Raw genomic sequence first — 21,807 nt, forward strand, 5'->3', positions numbered from 1 at the left:
TGTGGCCCGGCCTGTGGGGGCCGGGTGCGGAGCGTGGCAGCTAGAGGTGCCAGGTGACGCCGCGGGGGGTGGTGGTGGCGGTGAGGTCGTGTTGGTGGACGTGGGTGTGGTGGCGTTCGCAGAGGAGGGCGGCGTTGGACAGGTCGGTGGTGCCGCCGTGGGCCCAGTGGGTGATGTGGTGGGCGTCGGTCCATTGCGGGGGCATGGTGCAGCCGGGGTAGGTGCAGCCGCCGTCGCGCAGCCACAGGGCTTTGCGTTGGCCGGGGGTGAACAGTCGGGTGGTGCGGCCGAGCTCGAGGGGTTCGTGGTTGGTACCCAGGATCGCGGGGATGATCCCGGCGGTGCAGGCCAGCTTGCGCACGGTGGTGGGGGTGAGGACCTGCCCGGTGGCGGTCAGGCCACCGGCGTGGCCCCCGCTGGGAGGGTCGAAGGCTGCCCCGCCGAACACTTGACCGGTGGCGCCGGGGGCGTGGCCGGGCAGGTCCTGCCCGCAGGCGACGCAGCAACCGTCGGTGACCGCACTGGCGAGGGCGTGGAGGCTGATGGTCACCAGGATCTGGGCCTTGTCGGCCCGTGGGACGCCTTCGGGGGCGGCGACGCCGCGGCTGATGATCGACAGCAGCGCGTCGGCGCGGCGCCGGGCGGGGGTCCGCTCGTCCGGGGCGCCGTCGGGCCCCTTGACGGGTGCGGACAACGCGGCCAGCGCGGCGTCGACGATCGCGGCGCCCTCGGGGTCGAGGTCGACGCGGTAGCGGGTCATCCCGCAGGGTCCGGGGGCCTTGGTCAACGAGCGGGAGGCCCTGGCCGCGGCGTCCTCGTCGTCCAGGTCCTGCTCCGGGCGCAGCATCCGCCCGGTCTGGGTGATCGCGGCCGCGAGCTTCTTCTCGTCCAACCCGCCGACCCGGTCGGTGACCCGGGCCCCGTCGGCCGAGGTCAGCACCTCGTCCCGGGCGACCCCCAGCAGGATCCCCAGGTCCTCCTGCAGCAGGTCCGGGTCGGCGACCCGGCGCACCGACTCGTGGAAGCGCATCAGCTGGTCGGCCTTGCCCAACGGCAGACGGCCCTCGGACACCGCGGCCCGCACCTCCTGCGTGGCCGGGCCGGCCGATGCCACCCGCACCACCCGCGCGACGTGCTGGGTCGAGGGGCGGGGCGCGCGGCGCCCTTCGCTGACCCCGACCCAGTCGTGCGCCGACCACGACGACTCGCCCGGCAGGCCCCGGCAGATGCCCTCGGCGACCAGCGCGACCTCGGCCGACTCCAGCAACTGACGCGCCTGCCCGATCGCCGACAACGCGTCCGCGATCTGCCCGTCAGCGGCCTGCCAGGCCGTGGACTCATCCGTGTACAGCAGCGCGCGCACCGCGTCCCGCAGGCCCGTCACGAGGCCCCGATCGCGGTACTGCACGTCCCCCACTGACATGACTCGATCATACGTTCGATGACCTGCGTCACACGAGACTGACACGCGGTGTGGACAAGAACCTGCGATCGCGGGGTCTGTGGACCTGACCTGGGCCGCGCCACGCATGTGGCGGTGCGGCCGCGGCAACCGAACCGTCGGCCCAACCGGTATACCTCGTGGAGGAGGTGACCGACGTGCGCGAGCCAGAGGGTCTGCGCGAGTTCGTCGAGGCGAGCTCGCCCTCGCTGCTGCGCACGGCGCGTCGTCTCACCGGCGACGAGCACCTGGCCCACGACCTCGTCCAGGCGGCGCTGGCGCGGTGCTGGCCGAAGTGGGAGCAGATCCGCGACCGCTCGCCCGAGGCCTACGTGCGCACGACGATGGTGCGGCTGCAGGCGTCGTGGTGGCAGCGCCGATGGCGCGGCGAGGTGCCGACCGAGGTCCTCCCGGACGCCGGTTCGCCCGGTGGCGAGGAGGCCGTCGCCGACCGGGACCTGCTGGGTCGAGCGCTGCAGCACCTGCCGGTCGGGCAGCGCCAGGTCGTCGTGCTTCGCTACGTCGAGGACCGCTCCGTCGACGAGGTCGCGGCCCTGTGCGGGATCGCGCCCGGCACCGTCAAGAGCCAGTCGGCCAAGGGCCTGGCCGCGCTGCGCCTGCTCCTCGACGACGAGGGACGACCGGCCCACGACGACGAGGAGGTCGCGCGATGAGCGAGCACGAGCTGGAGGAGCAGCTGCACCGATGGGGCGAAGGGGGGTCCGCCCACCGCGACGAGCCGGTCTCCTTCGCCGGGGTGCGGGCGCGCGTGCAGCGCCGTCGGCGCCAGCGCCTGGTGGGTGTGGCCGCCGCGGCTGCTGTCGCCGTCGCGGTGCCCCTGGGCTGGGCGGCCATCGCCGGCACCGGAGGGGCGTCGACCGCTCCTGCGACGGAGCTCGACCGGCCGGCGTGCCCGCAGAAGCTTCCGCAGGGCGCGGACGCGGAGCAGGTGGCGCGGATGCTGCCGTCGACGGTCAAAGCGGGGACGGGCCGGCTCGTGCCGGAGGGGGACGTCGTCGCGGTGACGGTGTGCCGATATGACAGCCCATACCGGGGCGAGGCCTTGGCGGGGCAGCGCGCGCTGGGCGGCGATCTGGAGGCGATGGTCGCCGACCTGCGTGAGGTTTCTCCGAGGCTGGGTGCGGCCCCGACGGGTTGTCTCACCCGAGGCTCCTCCGGGTCGCACCTCGTCAGGGTCGACTACGAGGGGGGATCTGCCTGGCTGGTGACCAAGGACGGCCGGTGTTGGGACACCGCACGGCTGGGGAAGATCGGCGTCGAGAGCTTCGACCCCGTGAATCCAGAGATCATGAAGGCCTACGACGACTCCACGTGGCCGGGCATGACGGTCACCGGGTGCGATGGGCGGTTGCCGATGAGGCGGGGCGCGGCCGACGAGCTCGTCCCGGGCGACCCGGTCGGCGCGGTGATCTGCCCGTGGCCGGGGGGCGGCACCCCTCGAGCTGTGCAGGACCTACCTGCACTCGTGACCGCGCTGCGCGCGGCGCCGATCAGCGCGGTCACCGACGCCGGGGCAAGGCCGGTGCCACCTGGCAGCGCTGTTTGCGGGTTCTCCGGGGACGAGCAGCGGGTCATCCTCCGGTACACAGCCGGGCCGGATCTCCAGATCATGGTCGATCCGGGGTGCCACACCAGCCTGTACACCCAAGGCATCGGGGCGCAGCTGACTCCAGAGCTGGCGACGATCCTCGGCGTCGACATCGACTGAGACCGGGCTCAGCGACGCGGCATGAGCACCGTGTAGTCGAGGTCGAGCACGACCTCGGGCAGGTATTTGCCGTCCTCACCCTTGTACGGGAACTCCGCGCACGGGGTGTCCTTGGTCGCGACGGTGCGCAGGCGCAGCGCGCCGACGTCGGTGCGGCCGGGGATCTCGATGCGCTCGAGGACCTCGGACCAGGCGTAGACCGTGTCGCCGGCGAAGGTCGGGTTGGCGTGCGCGCCGGCGTTGATCGCGGCGATCATCTGCCCATTGGCCAGGCCGTTGAAGGACAGGCCGCGGGCGAGGCTGATGATGTGGCCCCCGTAGATGAGCCGGCGCCCGATCCTGGACGAGGACTGGGCGTGCTGGTTGAAGTGGACCTTCGCGGTGTTCTGGTACAGCCGCGTGGCGAGCATGTGGTCCGACTCCTCGATGGTCATGCCGTCGATGTGGTCGATCCGCTCACCCACCTCGTAGTCGTCCCAGACGAAGGGGGAGCCGGCCAGCTCGACGTCGTAGTCGCGCCCGGTGAGGTCGAAGGGGACGAGCAGGTCCTCCGCCGCGACCGCACCCGGCAGGTCGGGGACGACGGTCTCGGGGGCGGGGGAGGACGGGTCCTGCTTGTGGACCATGACCCAGCGGACGTAGTCGACGACCATCTCGTCGTGCTGGTTGACGCCGACGGAGTTGACGTAGACGACGCCGGTCCTGCCGTTCGAGTTCTCCTTGAGCCCGATGACCGTCGAGGTCGTCGTCACCGTGTCACCGACGTGCAGCGCCGCCCCGAAGCGCCCGCCCGCGTAGCCGAGGTTGGCCACCGCGTTGAGCGAGATGTCGGGGACGGACTTGCCGAAGACGAGGTGGAAGGCGAGCAGGCTGTCCACGGGCATCCGCTCGAAGCCCATCGACTCCGCGAAGGTCGACGCGCTCGTCGCCGCGAAGCGCGAGCCGTAGAGACCTGTGTACAGCGCGATGTCGCCGTCGGTCACCGTCCGCGGCGTGGCGTGCCGGATCTGCTGACCGATCGAGAAGTCCTCGAAGTAGTTGCCGGGGACCGTCTTGGTGGACATGCTCGGGGCCTTTCGGTCGACGAAGGGGGATGCTGCGGTCATCCTCCCCCGTCGTCCCGGGCCGCGACGGCCGGTCCGGCTGTTGGCCCGGCCACACCCCTCAGCGGGCCTGGACGTCCTTGATCCAGGCCTCGATCTCGTCGGCGGCGTGCGGCCAGCCACCGGAGAGGTTCAGGTGGCCGTCCGGCGTGACGACGACATCGTCCTCGAGGCGCACGCCGATGCCCCGGAAGCGCTCGGGGACCTTGAGGTCGTCGGCCTTGAAGTAGAGGCCGGGCTCGACGGTCAGGACCATGCCGGGCAGCAGCTCGGCGTCCGAGTACTCCTCGCGGGTGGCGAGCGCGCAGTCGTGGACGTCGATTCCGAGGTGGTGGCTCGTGCCGTGGACCATCCACCGGCGGTGGTACTGGCCGTGCTCGGTGTCGAGGGTGTCCTCGACGGTGACGCCCTCGGGGAGCAGGCCCCACGCGTGCAGGTGCTCGGCGATGACGCGGATGGACGCGGCGTGGATGTCGGAGAACTTCGCGCCGGGCCGGACCGCCGCGATGCCGGCCGCCTGGGCCGCGACGACGGCCTCGTGGATCTCGCGCTGGGCGTCGGTGAAGGTACCGCTCACCGGCAGCGTGCGGGTGATGTCGGCGGTGAAGAGCGAGTCCATCTCGACGCCGGCATCGAGGAGCAGGAGGTCGCCGTCCCGGACGTCGCCGTCGTTCTTGATCCAGTGCAGCGTGTTGGCGTGGTCGCCGGCGGCGCAGATCGAGTCGTAGCCGACCCCGTTGCCCTGGTGGCGGGCGTGCAGGCCGAACATCCCCTCGACCCACCGCTCCCCGCGCCCCCGCTCGGCGAGCGTCGGCAGCTCACGGATCACGGCCTCGAAGCCGACGCGGGTCGCGTCGACCGCGGCCTGCATCTGCTCGATCTCCCAGTCGTCCTTGACCATGCGCAGGTGCGACAGCGCGTGGGCGAGGGCGGCGTCGCCCTCGGCGAGCGTCTCCTGCTCCGCACCGCCCTGGGTGCGCACGGTGTCGAGGCGGGCGGTCAGGTCGCGGTCGGCGTCGCGGACGAGACGCACGGTGACCTGCCCCGCGTCCTTGCCGACGGCGTCCTCGAGCTGGTCGACGTGGCGGCCGGTGAGGCCGAGCTCGTCCTCGACGTCCTCGATCGAGGGGCGCGCGCCGACCCAAAACTCGCCGTAGCGGCTGTCGGCGAAGAACTCGTCGGAGTCGCGGGGCGCGAGCGGACGGAAGTAGAGGACCGACTCGTGGCCGGCGTCGTCGTCGGGCCCCCCGAGGGGCTCCATGACCAGGACGGCGTCGGGCTCGCGGTCGGCGCCCAGCCCGGTGAGGTGGGCGAAGGCGGAGTGCGGCCGGAAGACGTAGTCGCTGTCGTTGCTGCGGACCTTGAGCCCGCCCGCGGGGATGACGAGGCGCTCGCCGCGGTGGGCGGCGGAGACGGCCTCGCGACGCACGGCCGCGCGGGCAGCGGCCTCGGTCAGCCCGGCCCGGTCCTGCGAGCGCGGCGCCCAGTCCTCGGCGACGAAGGCCCGGAACTCGTCCGTCGTCGGCCGCTTGCGGTTCTCTGCCTGCTGCTGCTCCTCGCTCATCGGGACATCGTCTCACCACGCGCGACGCAGGACGGGGACGGGGCGCGGCCCCCTTCGCCGGCGGAAGTTCTACACGACTACTAGCGTCGCGACATCGATGTGTGGCATGTTGGTCGACGACGAAGGGAGTCGACGATGACCACTGCCCTGGTGCTGGGCGGAGCCGGCGGGATCGGCGCCGCCGTGACCCGCCGCCTCGCGGCCGACCACGACGTGACGATCACCCACCACGGCCACCCCGAGCGCGCGGACGCGCTCGTCGCGGAGCTGGGGGAGCGGGTGCGCTCGATCGCAGCCGATGCGACGACCGAGGAGGGTGTGGTCGCCGCCTTCGACGCGGCGCAGGAGCGTGGCGAGCTCACCGTCGTCGTCGACTGCGTCGGCGGCTGGGACTACCCGCGGATCACCGAGCTGACCCGCGAGCAGATCGACGCCTCGCTCTCCCTCAACCTCGTCTCGGCCCTCCTCGTCCTGCGCGAGGCGACCGCCCGGGTGGCCGACGGCGGACGCATCGTCATGGTCTCCAGCGCCGCCGCCCGGGTCGCCCCGGCACGGCAGAGCACCTACGCCGCGGCCAAGGCGGGGCTCGAGGCCGCGAGCCGGGTCGCCGCGAAGGAGGTCGCCAGGCGCGGGGTGACGGTCAACGTCGTGCGCCCCGGCGCCACCGACACCGAGTACCTGCGCTCGATCACGAGCGACAAGGCCATCGACGCGATGGCCGCGAGCAACGCGATGCGCCGTCTCGGCACCCCCGAGGACATCGCGGGGGCGATCGCGCTCCTGCTCTCCCCGGACGCCGGGTGGATCACCGGCGACATCATCGACGCCACGGGAGGCCTGGCATGACCGACGGACACATCCCCGACCGGACCGGGGTGGTGGGCGGTGGCCAGATGGGCGCCGGCATCGTCCACGGGCTGCTGCTCGCCGGCAGCGAGGTCGTCCTGCTCGAGCGCGACGACGCGGCGCAGGGGGCGGTGGCGCGGGTCCAGCGCTCCTGCGACAAGAGCGTGGAGCGGGGCAAGATCACCGACGCGGCCGAGCCCATGGGGCGCCTCACGACGACGACCGATGCCGCCGACCTCGCCGGCTGCGGCCTCGTCATCGAGGCCGTCCCCGAGGACGAGCAGCTCAAGCGCGACACCCTCCAGCGCGTCGAGGCGGTCATCGCCGACGACGCGGCGCTGGCCACCAACACCTCGAGCATCTCGCTCGACGCGCTGGCGACCTCCCTGCGCCACCCCGAGCGACTCCTCGGGCTGCACTTCTTCAACCCCGTGCCCGCGAGCCGTCTCGTCGAGATCGTCATCGCGACGGCGACCGACGAGGTCTGGCGCGAGCGGGCGGTCGAGTGGGTGCGCGAGGGCCTGGGCAAGACGCCGGTCGTCGTCGCGGACTCGCCGGGCTTCGCCAGCAGCCGTCTCGGTGTCGCGATCGGCCTCGAGGCGATCCGCATGCTCGAGGCCGGCGTCGCGTCGGCGGAGGACATCGACGCGGCCATGTCGCTCGGCTACGGCCACCCGATGGGCCCCCTTCGCCTCACCGACCTGGTCGGCCTCGACGTGCGCCTGGGCATCGCCCGCTACCTCGAGCGCGAGCTCGGTCCCCGATTCGCCCCGCCGCAGCTGCTCATCGACCTCGTCGAGCAGGGCCACCACGGCCGCAAGACCGGACGCGGCTTCTACGACTGGAACGACCCCAAGGAGCAGACAGCATGAGCGAGACCCTGCAGAGCTATGTCGCCGGCCGATGGGTCGCCGGCAGCGGTGAGGGCCGCGAGGTCCGTGACGCCGTGACCGGCGAGACCGTCACCCGGGTGACGAGCGAGGGCATCGACCTCGGCGCCGCCGTGGCCCACGCCAGGACGAAGGGGGGTCCCGCCCTGCGTGCGATGACCTTCCACGAGCGGGCCGCCGCGCTCAAGGCCGCCGCGGCCGCGGTGCAGGAGGGCAAGGACCGGCTCTACGAGCTGTCCGCCCGCGCCGGCTGCACGGCCCGCGACGCGGCCGTCGACGTCGACGGCGGCATCGGGACCGCGATGGTCTACTCCTCGCTCGGCCGCAAGGGCCTGCCGGAGGGCACCGTCATCGTCGAGGACGACTTCATCCAGCTCGGCAAGGAGGGCGTCTTCGGCGGGCGGCACGTGCTGACGAGCCCGCACGGGATCTCGCTGCAGATCAACGCCTTCAACTTCCCGGTGTGGGGCATGCTCGAGAAGCTGGCGCCCGCGCTCCTCGCCGGCGTGCCGACGATCGTCAAGCCCGCGACGCCGACGGCCTACATCGCCGTCGAGGCGGTGCGGATGATGGTCGAGTCCGAGGCGCTGCCCGAGGGGGCGCTGCAGGTCGTCGCCGGCTCGATCCCCGGGCTCTTCGACGAGCTCGGCGGCCAGGACCACATCGGCTTCACCGGCTCCGCCGACACGGCCGCGAGCCTGCGCGCGGACGCCGCGGTGACCCGTCGCTCCGCGCACTTCAACGCCGAGGCCGACAGCCTCAACGCCTCCGTCCTCGGCCCCGACGCGGCGCCGGGCGAGCCGGAGTTCGACCTCTTCGTCAAGGCGCTCGTCACCGAGATGACGGTCAAGGCGGGGCAGAAGTGCACGGCCATCCGCCGCGCCCTCGTCCCCGCCGAGCGGGTCGACGCCGTCGCGGAGGCCGTCGCGCAGCGGCTGGGCGGCATCGGCATCGGTGCGCCCGGTGCAGAGGGCGTCCGGATGGGCGCGCTCGTCGGCACCGCCCAGCGTGACGACGTGCGCGATGCCGCCCGTCGCATCGCCGGGGCCGGCACCGTCGTCTTCGGCGACGTCGACCGCGTCGACGTCATCGGCGCCGACGCCGAGCGGGGCGCCTTCATGTCGCCCGTCCTCGTGCGGGTGGACGACGCCGACCGCAGCGAGCCGCACGAGGTCGAGGCCTTCGGCCCGGTCAGCGCGCTCATGGGTTACCGCGACCCCGAGCACGCCGTCGCGCTGCTCGCCCGGGGCGAAGGGAGCCTCGCCGGCTCCGTCGTGTCGGCCGACGCCGACTTCGTGACCCAGGTGGTCACCGGTGCGGCCCCCTTCCACGGCCGCGTCCTGGTGCTCGACCGCGACAGCGCCCCGGAGTCCACCGGCCACGGCACGCCCATGCCGCAGCTCGTCCACGGCGGTCCCGGCCGCGCCGGCGGCGGCCAGGAGGAGGGCGGCCTGCGCGCCGTCCACGCCCACCTGCAGCGCACCGCCGTGCAGGGCAGCCCGGCCGTCCTGGGCCGGCTCGGCTGAGGCGCGGGGGACCCCCTTCGTCCCCCGCTCGGCGAAAAACGTTCGACAAACTCTTGTCGTACCGACAGATAGCCTGTAGAACATAAGTGACCTCGCAGTGACGCGACCCAAGGAGATGGCATGACGACCACCGACGACCGCATCGGCTCCGCTCCCGACCCCTCGGGGCCGACGAGCCCGATCGACTACAGCCAGCGGATCCCCAACAACGTCAACCTCAACGACAACCGTCGCCTGCAGCGCGCGCTCGAGGGCTGGCAGCCGAAGTTCCTCGACTGGTGGCGCAACCTCGGCCCCGAGCTGCCGACCAAGGACGTCTACCTGCGCACCGCGGTCGCGGTCGGCCGCGACGGCTGGGCGCACTTCGAGCACGTGCCGATGGAGGAGTACCGGTGGGGCATCTTCCTCGCCGAGGGCGACCCGGACCGCACGGTCAACTTCGGCAAGCACAAGGGGGAGAAGGCCTGGCAGGAGGTCCCCGGTGAGTACCGGGCCGACCTGATGCGCCTCATCGTCATCCAGGGCGACACCGAGCCGGCCTCCGTCGAGCAGCAGCGGGTCCTCGCCAACACGGCGCCCTCGATCTACGACATGCGCAACCTCTTCCAGGTCAACGTCGAGGAGGGCCGTCACCTCTGGGCGATGGTCTACCTGCTCCACGCGTACTTCGGTCGTGAGGGACGCGAGGAGGCCGAGCAGCTCCTCAAGCGCAACTCGGGTGACTACGACAACCCGCGCATCCTCGGTGCCTTCAACGAGGAGACCACCGACTGGCTGCAGTTCTTCATGTTCACGTACTTCACCGACCGGGACGGCAAGTACCAGCTCGGCACCCTCAAGGAGAGCGGCTTCGACCCGCTGGCCCGCACCTGCGAGTTCATGCTCAAGGAGGAGGCCCACCACATGTTCGTCGGCACCACCGGCGTGCAGCGCACGGTGGAGCGCACCGCCGAGGAGATGGCCAAGCACGGCACCGACGACGTGTGGGAGCACGGCGTCATCCCGCTGAGCGTCATCCAGAAGTACCTGAACTTCCAGTTCTCCGTCTCCATGGACCTCTTCGGGTCGGAGCAGTCGACCAACGCGGGCAACTACTACACCTCCGGCCTCAAGGGCCGCTGGCAGGAGACCCGCCGCAAGGACGACCACACGCTGCTCGACGGCGAGCGGGAGATGTCCTACGTCGAGGACGGCGAGATCCGCACGAAGACGGTCCCGATGATCTCGGCGCTCAACCTCGACCTGCGCGACGAGTACGTCGCCGACTGCGCCAACGGCGTCAACCGGTGGAACCAGGCGCTCGAGGACGCCGGTCTGGACGAGCGCCTGTATCTGCCGCACGAGGGCTTCCACCGCCAGGTCGGCGTCTACGCCGGTCACCACGTGAGCCCCGACGGCGAGGTCCTGGACGACGCGACGTGGGAGACCCGCAAGGACGAGTGGATCCCGAGCGAGGAGGACCGCGCCAAGGTCGCCGCCCTCATGGTCCCGGAGTACGAGCTCGGCAAGTTCGCCAGCTGGATCGCCGAGCCCCCGACGGGCATCAACGGCCAGCCGGTCGAGTACGACTACGTCCACCTCTACGAGCAGGGACTGCGCGAGGAAGGCCTGTCGTGACCTCTCTGACCTGGGAGCACGAGGCCCGACCCGTCTGGGACGCGGACAAGGCGCGCATCGCCGCCTCCGCCCCGGACGGTGCCCTCGTCCTCGACTTCGCGGACGGGGCCGAGCTCCCGGGCGACTGGTTCGTCGCCCGGGACGGCGCCGAGGTCGTCGGCCTGGGCGTCCTGGACACCACGTGGGGCGGTGACGCCGAGATCACCCTGGCCGTCGACGCCGCACGCCAGGGGCAGGGCGTCGGCTCCTGGGTCATGGAGCACCTCGAGCAGGAGGCCCGCTCGCGCGGGATCAACTACGTCTACAACACCGTCCCCGACGCCCACCCGCAGCGCGACGACGTGCACGACTGGCTCCTCGTCCGCGGCTACCGCGGCAACGAGGGCGACGCGTCGCTGCGCAAGCGGGTCGGTGCCGTGGAGGAGGAGGCCACGGCCGCGCCACGGTCCGTGCCGGCCACGACGGCGCCGCCGGCCGACTCGCGTTCGCAGGGTGAGGAGGAGAGCGGCGACTACGTCGACGTGGAGAAGCATCGCTACTGAGACGGCGCAGTACGAGCGCAGGTGTCGATCACCCGCGCACCTGCGGGTCGAAGGTCACCTCGGGAGCCTTCGTCGCGGCATGTCGGCGAGCGGGCAGCGCTATCCGGTCGCGCAGCTCGAAGAAGATGTCGGCGGCTTCGACCCCACGCCAGTCATCGGGTAGCAGGTCTCTCGGAAGTCCCGGATCGAGGTACGGGAGTCTGCGCCAGCTGGTGAGCAGCCCGACGTAGTCGACGAAGGCGGTGGCGTCGTCCTGGGTCGAATCCCTCCACGCATCCAGGGTCGATCGGTACGTCCCCACGATCTCCGAGTGCATCAGGTTCAAGGTCTCCAGGTCCCACCAGCGAGCCACCTGCTCGGGCAACGGGCGGAAGCCCAGGTGCTCGGACCGAAAGAGGTCGAGGTACTCCGCCAGGCCGGCCTCGTCGAGGGTCTCGCGGGTGAGACCCTCGACGTGAGCCGGCGCGATCCACGCGCCTGCCGAGACGGTGCCGAACCCCAGCTGGGTCAGCAGGCTGCGCAGCTTGTGTCGCTGGTCGCGCTCGGACTCGGGCACGCTGAAGACTGCGAGGAGCCACTGGTGGTCGCCCTCGGCTCGCGGCCGAGCGAAGATGCGCCGGTCCCCTTCGAGCAACACGTCGCGGGCCCGCTCGGAGAGTGTGTAGCCCGCGAGACCGTCCCACTTCTCGGGGACCAGGAGGCCGCGCTGCTTCAGCCGTGAGACTGCCGAGCGGACTGCCTGGCCGTCGACGCCCACCTCACCGAGCAGCTGGATCAACGACCGGACGCTCAGCCAGCCGCCGGTCTCTCGGGCGTAGAGACCGTAGAGGGTGAAGATCAGGGCGCGTGGGGGACTCGTCCCGAGGGTGCGCGTCACCTGCACCAGCCCCTACTCACCGGATCGGTCGGGCAGCTGGGCCACGCCCTGCACCTCCACGAGCGCTTCGACATCCCAGAGTCGGGCCACACCGATGCCAGCCATCGCGGGGTAGTGGGCTCCCACGAGACGCTTCCACACCCGACCGATGTCACGGGATCGTGCCTTGTAGTCGTCCATGTCGACGATGTAGACGGTCATCGACACGAGGTGCTCAGGTGTCCCGCCAGCGGCCTCCAGTGCGGCGAGGAGGTTGGTCAGGGCCCGCTCGAACTGCTCCACGACGTCGTCGCCGACGATCATCCCGTCCGCGTCGAGCGCGGTCTGGCCGGCGAGGTGGACCGTGGCCCCACCGGTCACGCGGACCGCGTGGGAGAACCCCGCGGCCGGCGCGAGGTGGGATGGGTTGATCCGCTCGGGACTCATGACTGGACTGCTCCTCCGTCGACGTTGATGCCTTGGGCGTTGATCGCGCCGTTGGCCACGCAGAGCGCCACGACGTCGGCTACTTCCTGGGTCGTCACCAGCCGCCGGATCGGCTGCTTGCGCTCCAGCAGCCGCCGGACCTCCTCCTGGGACCGGGCGCTCCGCTCGGCGATGTCGGCCACCGACTGGTCGGTCATCGGGGTGTCGACGTAGCCGGGGCACACCGCATTGACCGTCACCCCGGTGCTGGCGAGCTCGGCCGCGGCCGACCGGACGAGGCCGAGGACACCGTGCTTGCTGGCGGTGTAGGCCGCGACCTGCTTGTCGCCGACCTTGGCCGCGATCGAGGCGACCACGACGACCCGGCCCCACCCGCGCTCGAGCATGCCGGGCAGCGCTCGCCGCAGGCACCGGAAGGGTGCGGTGAGGTTCAGGTCGAGCATGCGCTGCCAGTCCTCGTCGGTGGTCTCGGCCAACGGGGCGCCGATGCCGTTGCCGGCGCTGAGCACCAGCACCTCCACCGGCCCCCAGGTCTGCTCGACGGTCCGGTAGGCCGCGTCCAGCTGCTCGCTGTCGGTGACGTCGGTGGGCAGGACCAGCGATTCCCCGGGCAGGGTGGCCGCGGCGTCGGTCAGGGCTGCCTCGTCCCGGGCGAGCAGCGCGACCCGCATCCCGTCGCGAGAGAGCCGCTGGGCAGCCGCGAGGCCGATCCCCGTGCTGGCCCCGGTGACCAGGGCGACCCGGCCGCTGAGCGGCCTGGTGGCGGTCTCGACTGCGCCGTTGCTCATCAGCGTCCCGTCCACTTCGGGGGGCGACGTGCGTTGAAGGCGGCGTGGAACTCGGTGTGGTCCTGCGTGGTCATCAGCAGTGCCTGCGTCGAGGCATCGAGCTCGACGGCCGCAGCGAGGCTCATGTCGAGCTCCCGGGTGATCAGCGACTTGGTCTCGGCGTAGGCCAACGTCGGACCGTCGGCCAGGCGTCGGGACAGGTCCTGGACGGCGTCGTCGAGCTCGGGGTCCTCGACCAGCCGGCTGACCAGTCCGTACCGGTCTGCGGTCTCGGCATCGATGGTCTCGCCCAGCATGAGCAGCTCGGTGGCGCGGCCCGCGCCCACGATCCGGGGGAGCAGGTAGGCGGCGCCCATGTCTCCCCCGGAGAGTCCGACCTTGGTGAACAGGAAGGCGAACTTGCCCGACCGGGCCACGACTCTGAAGTCGGCGGCCAGTGCCAGCACCGCACCCGCTCCGGCGGCGATGCCCTGGACGCCGACGACGATCGGGATCGGGCACTCGCGCATGGCCCTGATGACGTCGCCGGTCATCCGCGTGAAACCGATCAGGTCACGGGCGTCCATCTGGATGAGCTCGCCGATGATCTCGTTGACGTCCCCGCCGCCGCAGAAGCCCCTCCCTTCACCACGGATGACGAGTACCGACACGTCCTCACGGGTGGGCAGCTCGTGGAGCAGGTCACGCAGGTCGGCGTAGCTCTCGAAGGTCAGCGCATTCATCTTCTCCGGACGGTCGAGGGTCACGGTGGCGACGCCGTCGGCGACCTCGAAGCGGAAGTGTCGCCACTCCTGGGTGAACTCGGCTGATGCGCGGAATCGGGTCATCGCGTGCTCCTCATGGGCGCTCGTCGGTGGTGGTGGTCCGAGCCTCTCGGACGAGAGCTCGGCCGATGATGGTGCGTTGGACCTCCGAGGCGCCTTCGTAGATCCGGGGCGCGCGGACCTCGCGGTAGAGGTGCTCCAGCAGATGGCCTCGCTGCAGGGCGCGGGCACCGTGCAGCTGCACTGCCTGGTCGACGACCCGCTGAGCGGATTCGGTGGCGTACAGCTTGGCCATGGCGGCCGCCTTGGTGACATCCGCGGCGGGGGCCCCTGAGTCGTAGGCGGAGGCCGCCGCGCGGACCAGCAGTCGCGAGGCCTGGACCTGCGTGGCCATCTCAGCGAGTGCGTGGGACACCGCCTGCTGCTCGTGCAGCGGGCCGCCGTGGACCTCACGCTCGATCGACCAGCGGACTGCGCTCTCCAGCGCTGCCTGGGCCATACCGACGGCGAAGGCGCCGACGCTCGGGCGGAAGAGGTCGAGGGTGCGCATGGCTACCCGGAAGCCCGCGTCGACCTCGCCCAGCACGTCCGCACGCTCCACCCGGACACCCTCGAAGGTGAGCCGACCGATCGCGTGGGGTGTCAGCAGGTCGAGGTGCTCGCCCCCGAGACCTTCGGCGTCGCCCGACACCGCGAAGGCGGTGACCCCCCTGGCGCCTGCATCGGAGGTGGTCCGGGCGAAGACGGTGTAGACGTCGGCCTCTGGCGCGTTGGAGATCCAGGTCTTCTCCCCGAACAGCCGCCAGCCGTCGCCATCCGGCTGGGCGCGCAGCGCAAGAGCCGCGGCATCGGACCCTGCGCCCGGCTCGGAGAGGGCGAATCCGGCCACCACCTCGCCGGTGATGACACCGGGGAGCCAACGCTCGGCCGTCTCGCGGGCGCCGGACTGGAGGATCGGGTAGCTGCCGAGCCCCTGCAGGGCGAGGGCGGTCTCGGCCGCGGTGTCCACGCCGGCGAGGGTCTCGCGCAAGAGGCACAGCTGCATCGCTGCCGCATCGTGCGGGGCTTCCTCCGGCTCGCCTCCGAAGAGACCGCGGAGGAGGCCGAGGTCACCGAGCCGGCGGAGCAGTCGTCGGTCCACATGTCCCTGCTCGCCCGGCTCGTGGCTCTGCCGGAGGTCGCGGCCGGAGAAATGGGTGCGCGCGAGGTCACGAACGCGGTCGGCGTACTCCTGCTGATCAGCAGTCAGACCGAAAGACGTCATGACGGCGACGCTATAACGCATTGACAACGACCGTCAACGTTCCAATACACTGACGTTCGATCACACGAAGGGACATCGCATGCGCATCGCTGTCGTCGGTGGCGGGCCGGGTGGGCTCTACTTCGCCCTGCTGGCCAAGCAGCTGGGGCCGGACCACGAGATCACCGTCTGGGAGCGCAATGCCGCCGATGACACCTTCGGGTTCGGCGTGGTCTTCTCCGACGAGACGCTGGGTGGCATCGAGCACGCCGACCCGGTGATCCACGAGGCGATGAAGGCCGAGTTCGCGCTCTGGGACGACATCGACGTCCACTACCGCGACGAGGTCATCACCAGTGGTGGGCACGGCTTCGCGGCGCTCTCCCGCAAGCGGCTGCTGCAGATCATGCAGGCGCGCGCAGCCGCGGTCGGTGTCGCCGTCCACTTCGAGACCGCGGCCCCCGACGTCGAGGAGCTGTCGCGCACCCACGACCTCGTGGTGGCCGCCGACGGACTCAACTCGCCGATCCGGGAACGTTACTCGGACACGTTCGGCCCGACACGGGACGTGCGGGACTGCAAGTACATGTGGTTGGCGACCGACAAGGTCTTCGACGCCTTCAAGTTCTACATCCGCCAGACACCCCACGGGGTGATGCAGATCCACGGCTACCCCTTCGACGCCACCGGCAGCACGTTCATCGTGGAGATGAACTCGCGGGTGTGGGAGCGGGCGGGGTTCAGCCACGGCGACTTCGGGCCGGGCGAGTCCGACCTGGCCTCTATCGAACGGGTGCGCGAGCTCTTCGCCGAGGAGCTCGAGGGTCATCAGGTCATGTCCAACAACTCCAAGTGGATCACCTTCACCACGATCCGCAACGAGCAGTGGCGCCATCGCAACATCGTCCTGCTCGGCGATGCCGCCCACACCGCTCACTTCTCCATCGGGTCCGGCACCAAGCTGGCGATGGAGGACGCGCTCGCCCTCGCGGCCTGCCTGCACGAGCAGACCGACCTCGACGCGGCCCTGACGGCGTACGAGGCGGAGCGCAAGCCGGTGGTGCAGTCGACCCAACGAGCAGCGCAGGCGAGCCTGGAGTGGTTCGAGAACCTCGGGCAGTACACCCACCAGGAGCCGCTGCAGTTCGCGTTCAACATCCTCACCCGCAGCCGCCGGGTCACCCACGACAACCTTCGGGTGCGTGACCCGGAGTTCGTCCAGCGGCTGGACGAGTGGTTCGCCGAGCACGAGCAGCGGCGCGGCCACGGCTGCGGGGACCACCGGCCGCCGATGTTCCAGCCCTTCGTGCTCGGCGGGCCGGGCAAGGGCGAGCTCGAGCTGCCCAACCGCGTCGTCGTCTCACCGATGGACATGTACAAGGCCGTCGACGGGATGCCGACGGACTTCCACTTCGCGCACCTCACCGGCAAGGCGCTCGGTGGTGCGGGACTGGTCATGACCGAGATGGTCTGCGTGTCCCCGGAGGGGCGGATCACCCCCGGCTGCACCGGCTTGTGGTCTGACGCGCAGGCTGCCCGGTGGCGCCGGATCACCGACTTCGTCCACGCAGAGACGCCGACGAAGGTGGGCCTGCAGCTCGGGCACTCCGGGGCCAAGGGGTCGACGAAGCTGATGTGGGAAGGAATCGACGAGCCGCTGGACGTCGGTAACTGGGACGTCGTCGCGGCCTCCCCGCTCGCCTACGACCCGGACCGCAACCAGGTCCCGCGCGAGCTCGACCGAGCGGGTATGGACGAGATCCGCCAGCAGTTCGTCTCGGCGGCCCGGCGCGGGGCCGAGGCCGGCTTTGATCTGCTGGAGCTGCACTGTGCGCACGGCTACCTGCTCTCCGGTTTCCTGTCGCCGTACACCAACCGGCGCACCGACGAGTACGGCGGCGACGTCGACGGCCGGCTGCGGTTCCCCCTCGAGGTCTTCACCGCGATGCGCGAGACATGGCCCGAGGACCGGCCGATGACGGTGCGGATCTCGGCGACCGACTGGGTCGAGGGTGGGATCTCGACGGAGGACACGATTGCCATTGCCGAGGCCTTCTCCGCTGCCGGCGCCGCGGCCATCGATGTCTCCACCGGCCAGGTCACCTCCGCGGAGAAGCCGGCCTTCGGCCGCTCGTACCAGACTCCCTACGCCGACGCGATCCGCAACCGTGTGGACATCCCCACCATCGCCGTCGGGGTGATCTCGTCGTGGGACGACGTGAACTCGCTCGTGCTGGCCGGGCGGACCGACCTGTGCGCCATCGGCCGAGCGCACCTCTACGACCCCAGCTGGACCCTGCATGCGGCCGTCGAGCAGGACTACGACGGCCCGGGGGCGAGCTGGCCGGACCCGTGGCGGGCCGGCCGCCGCAAGCCGCAGACCGGACGCTCCGACGGACCGAAGCCCCGTCTGGAGCTCGTCAGGCAGGGCGGTCCGGCGACCGCCCACCGCAGGTGGCGACCGTGACCTCCCGTCGCGCAGCCACACGCATCTCGCCACGTCCCTGCGAGTGAGGAGACCCCGTGCCCACGTCAACGACCCCGTCCCCGGAGACGCTGTCCCCGTCGGCCCACACCGACACCTTCTGCCGCGACAACCTGCCCGATCCTGCCGACTGGCCCGAGATCGTGCTCGGACCCGACACCAGCTACCCCGATCGGTTGAACTGCGCCACCGCCCTGCTGGACGACGTCATCCGAGAGCACGGTGGGGACCGTCCGTGCCTGCTCAGCCCCGATGGTGAGGAGTGGTCCTACGAGGAGCTGCGCACCACGGCCAACCGGATCGCCAACCTGCTGGTCGAGGATCTCGGTCTCGTGCCCGGCAACCGGGTGCTGCTGCGCGGCCCGAACAACCCGTGGACGGTGGCCTGCTGGTTCGGCGTCCTCAAGGCCGGCGGTGTCGTCGTCGCCACGATGCCGTTGCTGCGCGCGGGAGAGCTCGCCGCCGTGGACGAGATCGCTCGGATCGACCTGTCACTGTGCGACCACCGGTTCCTCGACGAGCTGCAGGCGGCGGGGACTTCGGCGCCCGTCGTCGCCTACGGCGGGTCGTCGGCCGACGACCTGTGCCAGAGGATCGCCGAGGCATCCACCGAGCACGACGACGTGGTCACCGCTGCCGACGACGTCGCCCTGCTGGCCTTCACCTCCGGGACAACCGGCCGGCCGAAGGCCACGATGCACTTCCACCGCGACGTGCTGGCGATCGCCGACACCTTCTCGCGCCACGTGCTGCAGCCCACCCCCGAGGACCGGTTCACGGGGACACCCCCGATCGCCTTCACCTTCGGCCTCGGTGGGGCAGTGGTCTTCCCCCTGAGAGTCGGCGCGAGCACGCTGCTGGTGGAGAAGGCGACCCCGGCGGAGCTGGCGGGCCACATCGAGACCCACGGCGTCACGATCTGCTTCACGGCACCGACGGCCTACCGGGCGATGGTCTCCGGAGGGCACACCGGGTCGCTCGGTTCGCTGCGCCGGGCCGTGTCCGCGGGCGAGCACCTGGACGAGGCGACGTGGCGGACCTTCCACGAAGGCACGGGGATCCGCATCATCGACGGCATCGGGTCCACCGAGATGCTGCACGTCTTCATCGCGGCGGCCGACGACGACATCCATCCGGGCTCGACCGGTGTCGAGGTGCCGGGGTACACCGCCAGGGTCGTCGACGAGGACGGCCGGACGGTCCCCGACGGCACCCCCGGCCGGCTCGCCGTCAAGGGCCCGACCGGGTGCCGCTACCTGGCCGATCCCCGCCAGCAGGTGTACGTGGAGAACGGCTGGAACATCACCGGCGACACCTTTGTCCGCGACGACGAGGGGTACTTCTGGTACCGGGCCCGCAACGACGACATGATCATCTCCTCCGGGTACAACATCGCCGGACCCGAGGTGGAGGAGGCGGTGCTCTCGCACCCGGACGTCTCCGACTGCGCCGTGGTCGGGCAGGCCGACCCGAGCCGGGGCCAGCTGGTCGTCGCCTACGTCGTGCTCCGGGACGGGGCGCAGGCCGGCCCGGAGCTGGCTGCCGCCATCCAGGACCACGTCAAGAGCCGAATCGCTCCCTACAAGTACCCGCGCCGGGTGGAGTTCATCGACGCGCTGCCCCGCACGGCCACCGGCAAGGTGCAGCGGTACAGGTTGCGCGACCAGACCGCATGACGTGTCGCCCTCGTCGTGGCGGGGTTCGGGACCACCTCCACCCGCGGCGGGTCAGGTGCGTTCGCCGGCCGCGGTCTCCATGCGCTCCCACTCGCGCTGGGCGAGCCGGTGCCAGCGGTCCCGACGGGTGTGGAAGAGGGTCGCGGCCTGCGGTCCGGGCCAGTCCGGCGGGAGCAGCTCGGCCGGGAGGTCCGGGTCGACGAAGGGGAAGGCGCGCCAGGCCTGGATGAGCTCCACCTGCGCGACGAAGGCCGCGTCGTCGCCGGCGACCTCCCGCTCGCCGAAGTCGTCGGCGAAGTCCCGGTAGCGGGCGCGCACCTCGTCGAGGTCCCAGGCCGCGTCGATGAGCGCGGTCGGGTCGGTGCCGGCGGCCCGGCGGCCGACCCACGCGAAGGCCCGGTCGCCGAGGTCGAGGTCGGCGAGGGTGTGCTGGACCTCGGTCTCCTTGTCGGCGTCGGGGATGATCCACAGGCCCGGGGTCGGGCAGCCCAGGCCCAGCCAGGTCATCCGGGTGCGCAACCGGTGCCGCGTGCTGCGTTGCGACTCGGGGACGGCGGCGGCGACCACGAGCCACTGGCCGTCCCAGGCGCGCGGGCGACGCAGGAAGCCGTAGATCCGGTCGGTGCCCTCGGCGAGCAGGGCGCGTCCGTGCTCGGTCAGCTGCCACCGCACCCGGCGGCCGTGCCGTTCCGACTCGATGATCCCCTGGCTCGCCGTGCGGGCGATCGTCTGCCGCGCGGACTTCTCCTCGACGCCCAGGGCGCCGAGCGCGGACACGAGTGTGCCCGTCCACGCCGCCCCGTCGCGGGGGTGGACGAACTCGCCGAGGATCGTCAGCAGGAGCGAGCGAGCGCTTGCCGGGGTCGATCGATCGCCCACCTCGGTGGGGGCCTGCAGATTGGTCGTCACTCGTCCTCCTCGGGGTGAAGCAGACCCTAACCCAATTTGCTACGAAATTGTTTCGAGGCGCCTATTGACTGTAGAACAATTCCCCACCATTCTCGGTGTCACCGACGACGGGGTCGGATCCCACCGACCCGTCGTGCCCTCAATGACGAGACCGCACCCCTGGAGTCCCGATGCGCGCCACCCGTACCCTCCCGCTGGCCCTCACCATGACCTTCGCCCTCACCGCCTGCGGTGGGTCGGCCCTCTCCGGCGGAGGGGGTGACGAAGGCGGCGACGACGACAAGGTCAAGATCGCCCTCCTCGTGCCGCAGTCCGGCGTCTACGCGCCCCTCGGCAAGGACATGGAGGCCGGCTTCCGCCTCTATCTCGACGAGAACGACAACAAGCTCGGCGGCAAGGAGGTCGAGCTGACCGTCGTCGACGAGGGGTCCGGTCCCGAGGACGGCGTCCCCGCCGGCACCAAGCTGGCCCAGGACGAGTCCGTCGACGCCGTGGTCGGCATCGTCAACTCCGCCGTGGCGCTCGGCCTGACCGACTCCTTCACCGAGGCGAAGAAGCCGCTCATCATCACCAACGCCGGCGCCAACGACATCACCGGCAAGTCCTCCTCCCCGTACGTGTGGCGGACCAGCTTCTCCAACGGTGAGGTCAGCGAGGCCATCGGTGCCCACGTCGCCAAGGAGGTCGGTGACGGCAAGGTCTACCTCGTCGGTCCCGACTACGCGGCGGGCCAGGAGTTCCTCGCCAGCTTCAAGAAGTCCTTCGAGGGCGCGGGCGGCAAGGTCGCCGGGACCCAGATGACCCCCTTCGGCAAGACGACGAACTTCCAGCCGTACCTGCAGAAGGTCCGCAACGCCAAGCCCAAGGCGGTCTTCGCGTTCTACGCCGGCGCCGAGGCGGTCACCTTCGTCAAGCAGTACGACCAGCTCGGTCTGCACAAGGACATCCCCTTCTACGCCACCGGCTTCCTCACCGAGGGCGGCGCCCTCACGGCGCAGGGCAAGTCCGCGGAGGGCATCTTCACCTCGCTGCACTACTCCTCGGAGCTGGACAACCCGAAGAACAAGACCTTCGTCAAGGCCTACACAGCCGCCAACAAGGTGCCGCCGACGGTCTACGCGATGCAGACGTACGACGCCGGCGCCGTCCTGGACAAGGCGCTCGACAAGGGCACCAGCGGCGACCAGATCGTCGAGGGCCTGAAGGCGACCGGTGAGGTCGACAGCCCCCGCGGCCCGTGGTCCTTCTCCGACACGCAGGGCCCGGACCAGACCTACTACCTGCGCAAGGTCGAGAAGAAGGGTGACGCCTGGACCAATGTCATCGAGAGCGAGCTCACCAAGCCCTCTTCCTGACCCGTCCGCCCCACCCACTGCTGGGA

Annotated in this window: 19 protein-coding genes; 10 read left to right on the plus strand and 9 right to left on the minus strand. The window is 71.1% G+C overall.

The genetic code is table 11. The features are described from left to right. Nucleotides 1–40: 40 nt before the first annotated feature. Nucleotides 41–1,423 (minus strand): HNH endonuclease signature motif containing protein, encoded by a 1,383-nt coding sequence (locus V3C34_RS06495; RefSeq protein ID WP_346008346.1) that lies wholly within the window; start codon nucleotides 1,421–1,423, stop codon nucleotides 41–43. 176 nt (nucleotides 1,424–1,599) lie between these two features. On the opposite strand from V3C34_RS06495, the gene V3C34_RS06500 reads away from it, so the two are divergent. Beyond that, complete coding sequence (locus tag V3C34_RS06500) at nucleotides 1,600–2,115, plus strand: SigE family RNA polymerase sigma factor (protein ID WP_346008347.1); 516 nt, start codon at nucleotides 1,600–1,602, stop codon at nucleotides 2,113–2,115. Further along, nucleotides 2,112–3,170, plus strand: a complete 1,059-nt coding sequence (locus tag V3C34_RS06505; RefSeq protein ID WP_346008348.1) for a hypothetical protein — start codon at nucleotides 2,112–2,114, stop codon at nucleotides 3,168–3,170. Before V3C34_RS06500 ends, V3C34_RS06505 begins: the two co-directional genes overlap by 4 nt. A gap of 8 nt (nucleotides 3,171–3,178) precedes the next feature. On the opposite strand, the gene V3C34_RS06510 is transcribed toward V3C34_RS06505, so the two are convergent. Together V3C34_RS06510 and V3C34_RS06515 are read right to left on the minus strand one after the other, a co-directional pair. Further along, nucleotides 3,179–4,234, minus strand: a complete 1,056-nt coding sequence (locus V3C34_RS06510; protein ID WP_346008349.1) for a MaoC family dehydratase — start codon at nucleotides 4,232–4,234, stop codon at nucleotides 3,179–3,181. Nucleotides 4,235–4,334: 100 nt separating this feature from the next. Further along, entirely contained in the window at nucleotides 4,335–5,837 is a 1,503-nt protein-coding gene (locus tag V3C34_RS06515; protein ID WP_068422885.1) for an aminopeptidase P family protein, read from the minus strand. A gap of 135 nt (nucleotides 5,838–5,972) precedes the next feature. On the opposite strand from V3C34_RS06515, the gene V3C34_RS06520 reads away from it, so the two are divergent. The 5 genes from V3C34_RS06520 (at nucleotide 5,973) to V3C34_RS06540 (ending at nucleotide 11,258) form a co-directional block, all read left to right on the plus strand. Beyond that, a complete protein-coding gene (locus V3C34_RS06520; protein WP_338538572.1) occupies nucleotides 5,973–6,683 on the plus strand; it encodes an SDR family NAD(P)-dependent oxidoreductase in 711 nt (236 codons plus the stop codon). Next, nucleotides 6,680–7,555, plus strand: a complete 876-nt coding sequence (locus V3C34_RS06525; RefSeq protein ID WP_338538571.1) for a 3-hydroxyacyl-CoA dehydrogenase family protein — start codon at nucleotides 6,680–6,682, stop codon at nucleotides 7,553–7,555. The genes V3C34_RS06520 and V3C34_RS06525 overlap by 4 nt, the downstream gene beginning before the upstream one ends. Then, on the plus strand, nucleotides 7,552–9,099 hold the full coding sequence (paaZ, locus tag V3C34_RS06530) for a phenylacetic acid degradation bifunctional protein PaaZ (protein WP_338538570.1): 1,548 nt from the start codon (nucleotides 7,552–7,554) through the stop codon (nucleotides 9,097–9,099). The genes V3C34_RS06525 and paaZ overlap by 4 nt, the downstream gene beginning before the upstream one ends. A gap of 120 nt (nucleotides 9,100–9,219) precedes the next feature. After that, nucleotides 9,220–10,716, plus strand: a complete 1,497-nt coding sequence (gene boxB, locus V3C34_RS06535; RefSeq protein ID WP_346008350.1) for a benzoyl-CoA 2,3-epoxidase subunit BoxB — start codon at nucleotides 9,220–9,222, stop codon at nucleotides 10,714–10,716. Continuing rightward, nucleotides 10,713–11,258, plus strand: coding sequence for a GNAT family N-acetyltransferase (locus V3C34_RS06540; RefSeq protein WP_068325688.1), 546 nt, complete (start codon nucleotides 10,713–10,715; stop codon nucleotides 11,256–11,258). Before boxB ends, V3C34_RS06540 begins: the two co-directional genes overlap by 4 nt. A gap of 28 nt (nucleotides 11,259–11,286) precedes the next feature. On the opposite strand, the gene V3C34_RS06545 is transcribed toward V3C34_RS06540, so the two are convergent. Genes V3C34_RS06545 through V3C34_RS06565 form a run of 5 tightly spaced genes read right to left on the minus strand, consistent with a single transcriptional unit; the run spans nucleotide 11,287 to nucleotide 15,377 of the window. Continuing rightward, the gene (locus V3C34_RS06545; RefSeq protein WP_346008351.1) at nucleotides 11,287–12,135 is read right to left on the minus strand and encodes a PaaX family transcriptional regulator; all 849 of its coding nucleotides are present in this window, start codon (nucleotides 12,133–12,135) and stop codon (nucleotides 11,287–11,289) included. 12 nt (nucleotides 12,136–12,147) lie between these two features. Then, entirely contained in the window at nucleotides 12,148–12,561 is a 414-nt protein-coding gene (locus tag V3C34_RS06550) for a RidA family protein (RefSeq protein ID WP_068325684.1), read from the minus strand. Beyond that, nucleotides 12,558–13,349, minus strand: coding sequence for an SDR family NAD(P)-dependent oxidoreductase (locus tag V3C34_RS06555; RefSeq protein WP_346008352.1), 792 nt, complete (start codon nucleotides 13,347–13,349; stop codon nucleotides 12,558–12,560). Before V3C34_RS06555 ends, V3C34_RS06550 begins: the two co-directional genes overlap by 4 nt. Beyond that, entirely contained in the window at nucleotides 13,349–14,176 is an 828-nt protein-coding gene (locus V3C34_RS06560) for an enoyl-CoA hydratase family protein (protein WP_346008353.1), read from the minus strand. The genes V3C34_RS06555 and V3C34_RS06560 overlap by 1 nt, the downstream gene beginning before the upstream one ends. Nucleotides 14,177–14,186: 10 nt before the next feature. Continuing rightward, nucleotides 14,187–15,377: an acyl-CoA dehydrogenase family protein gene (locus V3C34_RS06565; RefSeq protein WP_346008354.1), complete on the minus strand. Its 1,191-nt coding sequence runs from the start codon at nucleotides 15,375–15,377 to the stop codon at nucleotides 14,187–14,189. Between the two features lie 79 nt (nucleotides 15,378–15,456). On the opposite strand from V3C34_RS06565, the gene V3C34_RS06570 reads away from it, so the two are divergent. Together V3C34_RS06570 and V3C34_RS06575 are read left to right on the plus strand one after the other, a co-directional pair. Continuing rightward, on the plus strand, nucleotides 15,457–17,823 hold the full coding sequence (locus V3C34_RS06570; protein ID WP_346008355.1) for a bifunctional salicylyl-CoA 5-hydroxylase/oxidoreductase: 2,367 nt from the start codon (nucleotides 15,457–15,459) through the stop codon (nucleotides 17,821–17,823). Nucleotides 17,824–17,879: 56 nt separating this feature from the next. Continuing rightward, on the plus strand, nucleotides 17,880–19,517 hold the full coding sequence (locus V3C34_RS06575; RefSeq protein WP_338538565.1) for an AMP-binding protein: 1,638 nt from the start codon (nucleotides 17,880–17,882) through the stop codon (nucleotides 19,515–19,517). 51 nt (nucleotides 19,518–19,568) lie between these two features. Here the strand turns inward: V3C34_RS06575 and V3C34_RS06580 are convergent, their stop codons facing one another. Further along, nucleotides 19,569–20,426, minus strand: coding sequence for a PaaX family transcriptional regulator (locus tag V3C34_RS06580; RefSeq protein ID WP_211596776.1), 858 nt, complete (start codon nucleotides 20,424–20,426; stop codon nucleotides 19,569–19,571). A gap of 170 nt (nucleotides 20,427–20,596) precedes the next feature. Between V3C34_RS06580 and V3C34_RS06585 the strand changes: the two genes are divergently transcribed. Continuing rightward, a complete protein-coding gene (locus V3C34_RS06585; RefSeq protein ID WP_068325674.1) occupies nucleotides 20,597–21,781 on the plus strand; it encodes an ABC transporter substrate-binding protein in 1,185 nt (394 codons plus the stop codon). Nucleotides 21,782–21,807 lie beyond the last annotated feature (26 nt).

The sequence above is a fragment of the Janibacter terrae genome (genome assembly GCF_039636765.1).
Classification (GTDB): domain Bacteria; phylum Actinomycetota; class Actinomycetes; order Actinomycetales; family Dermatophilaceae; genus Janibacter; species Janibacter terrae.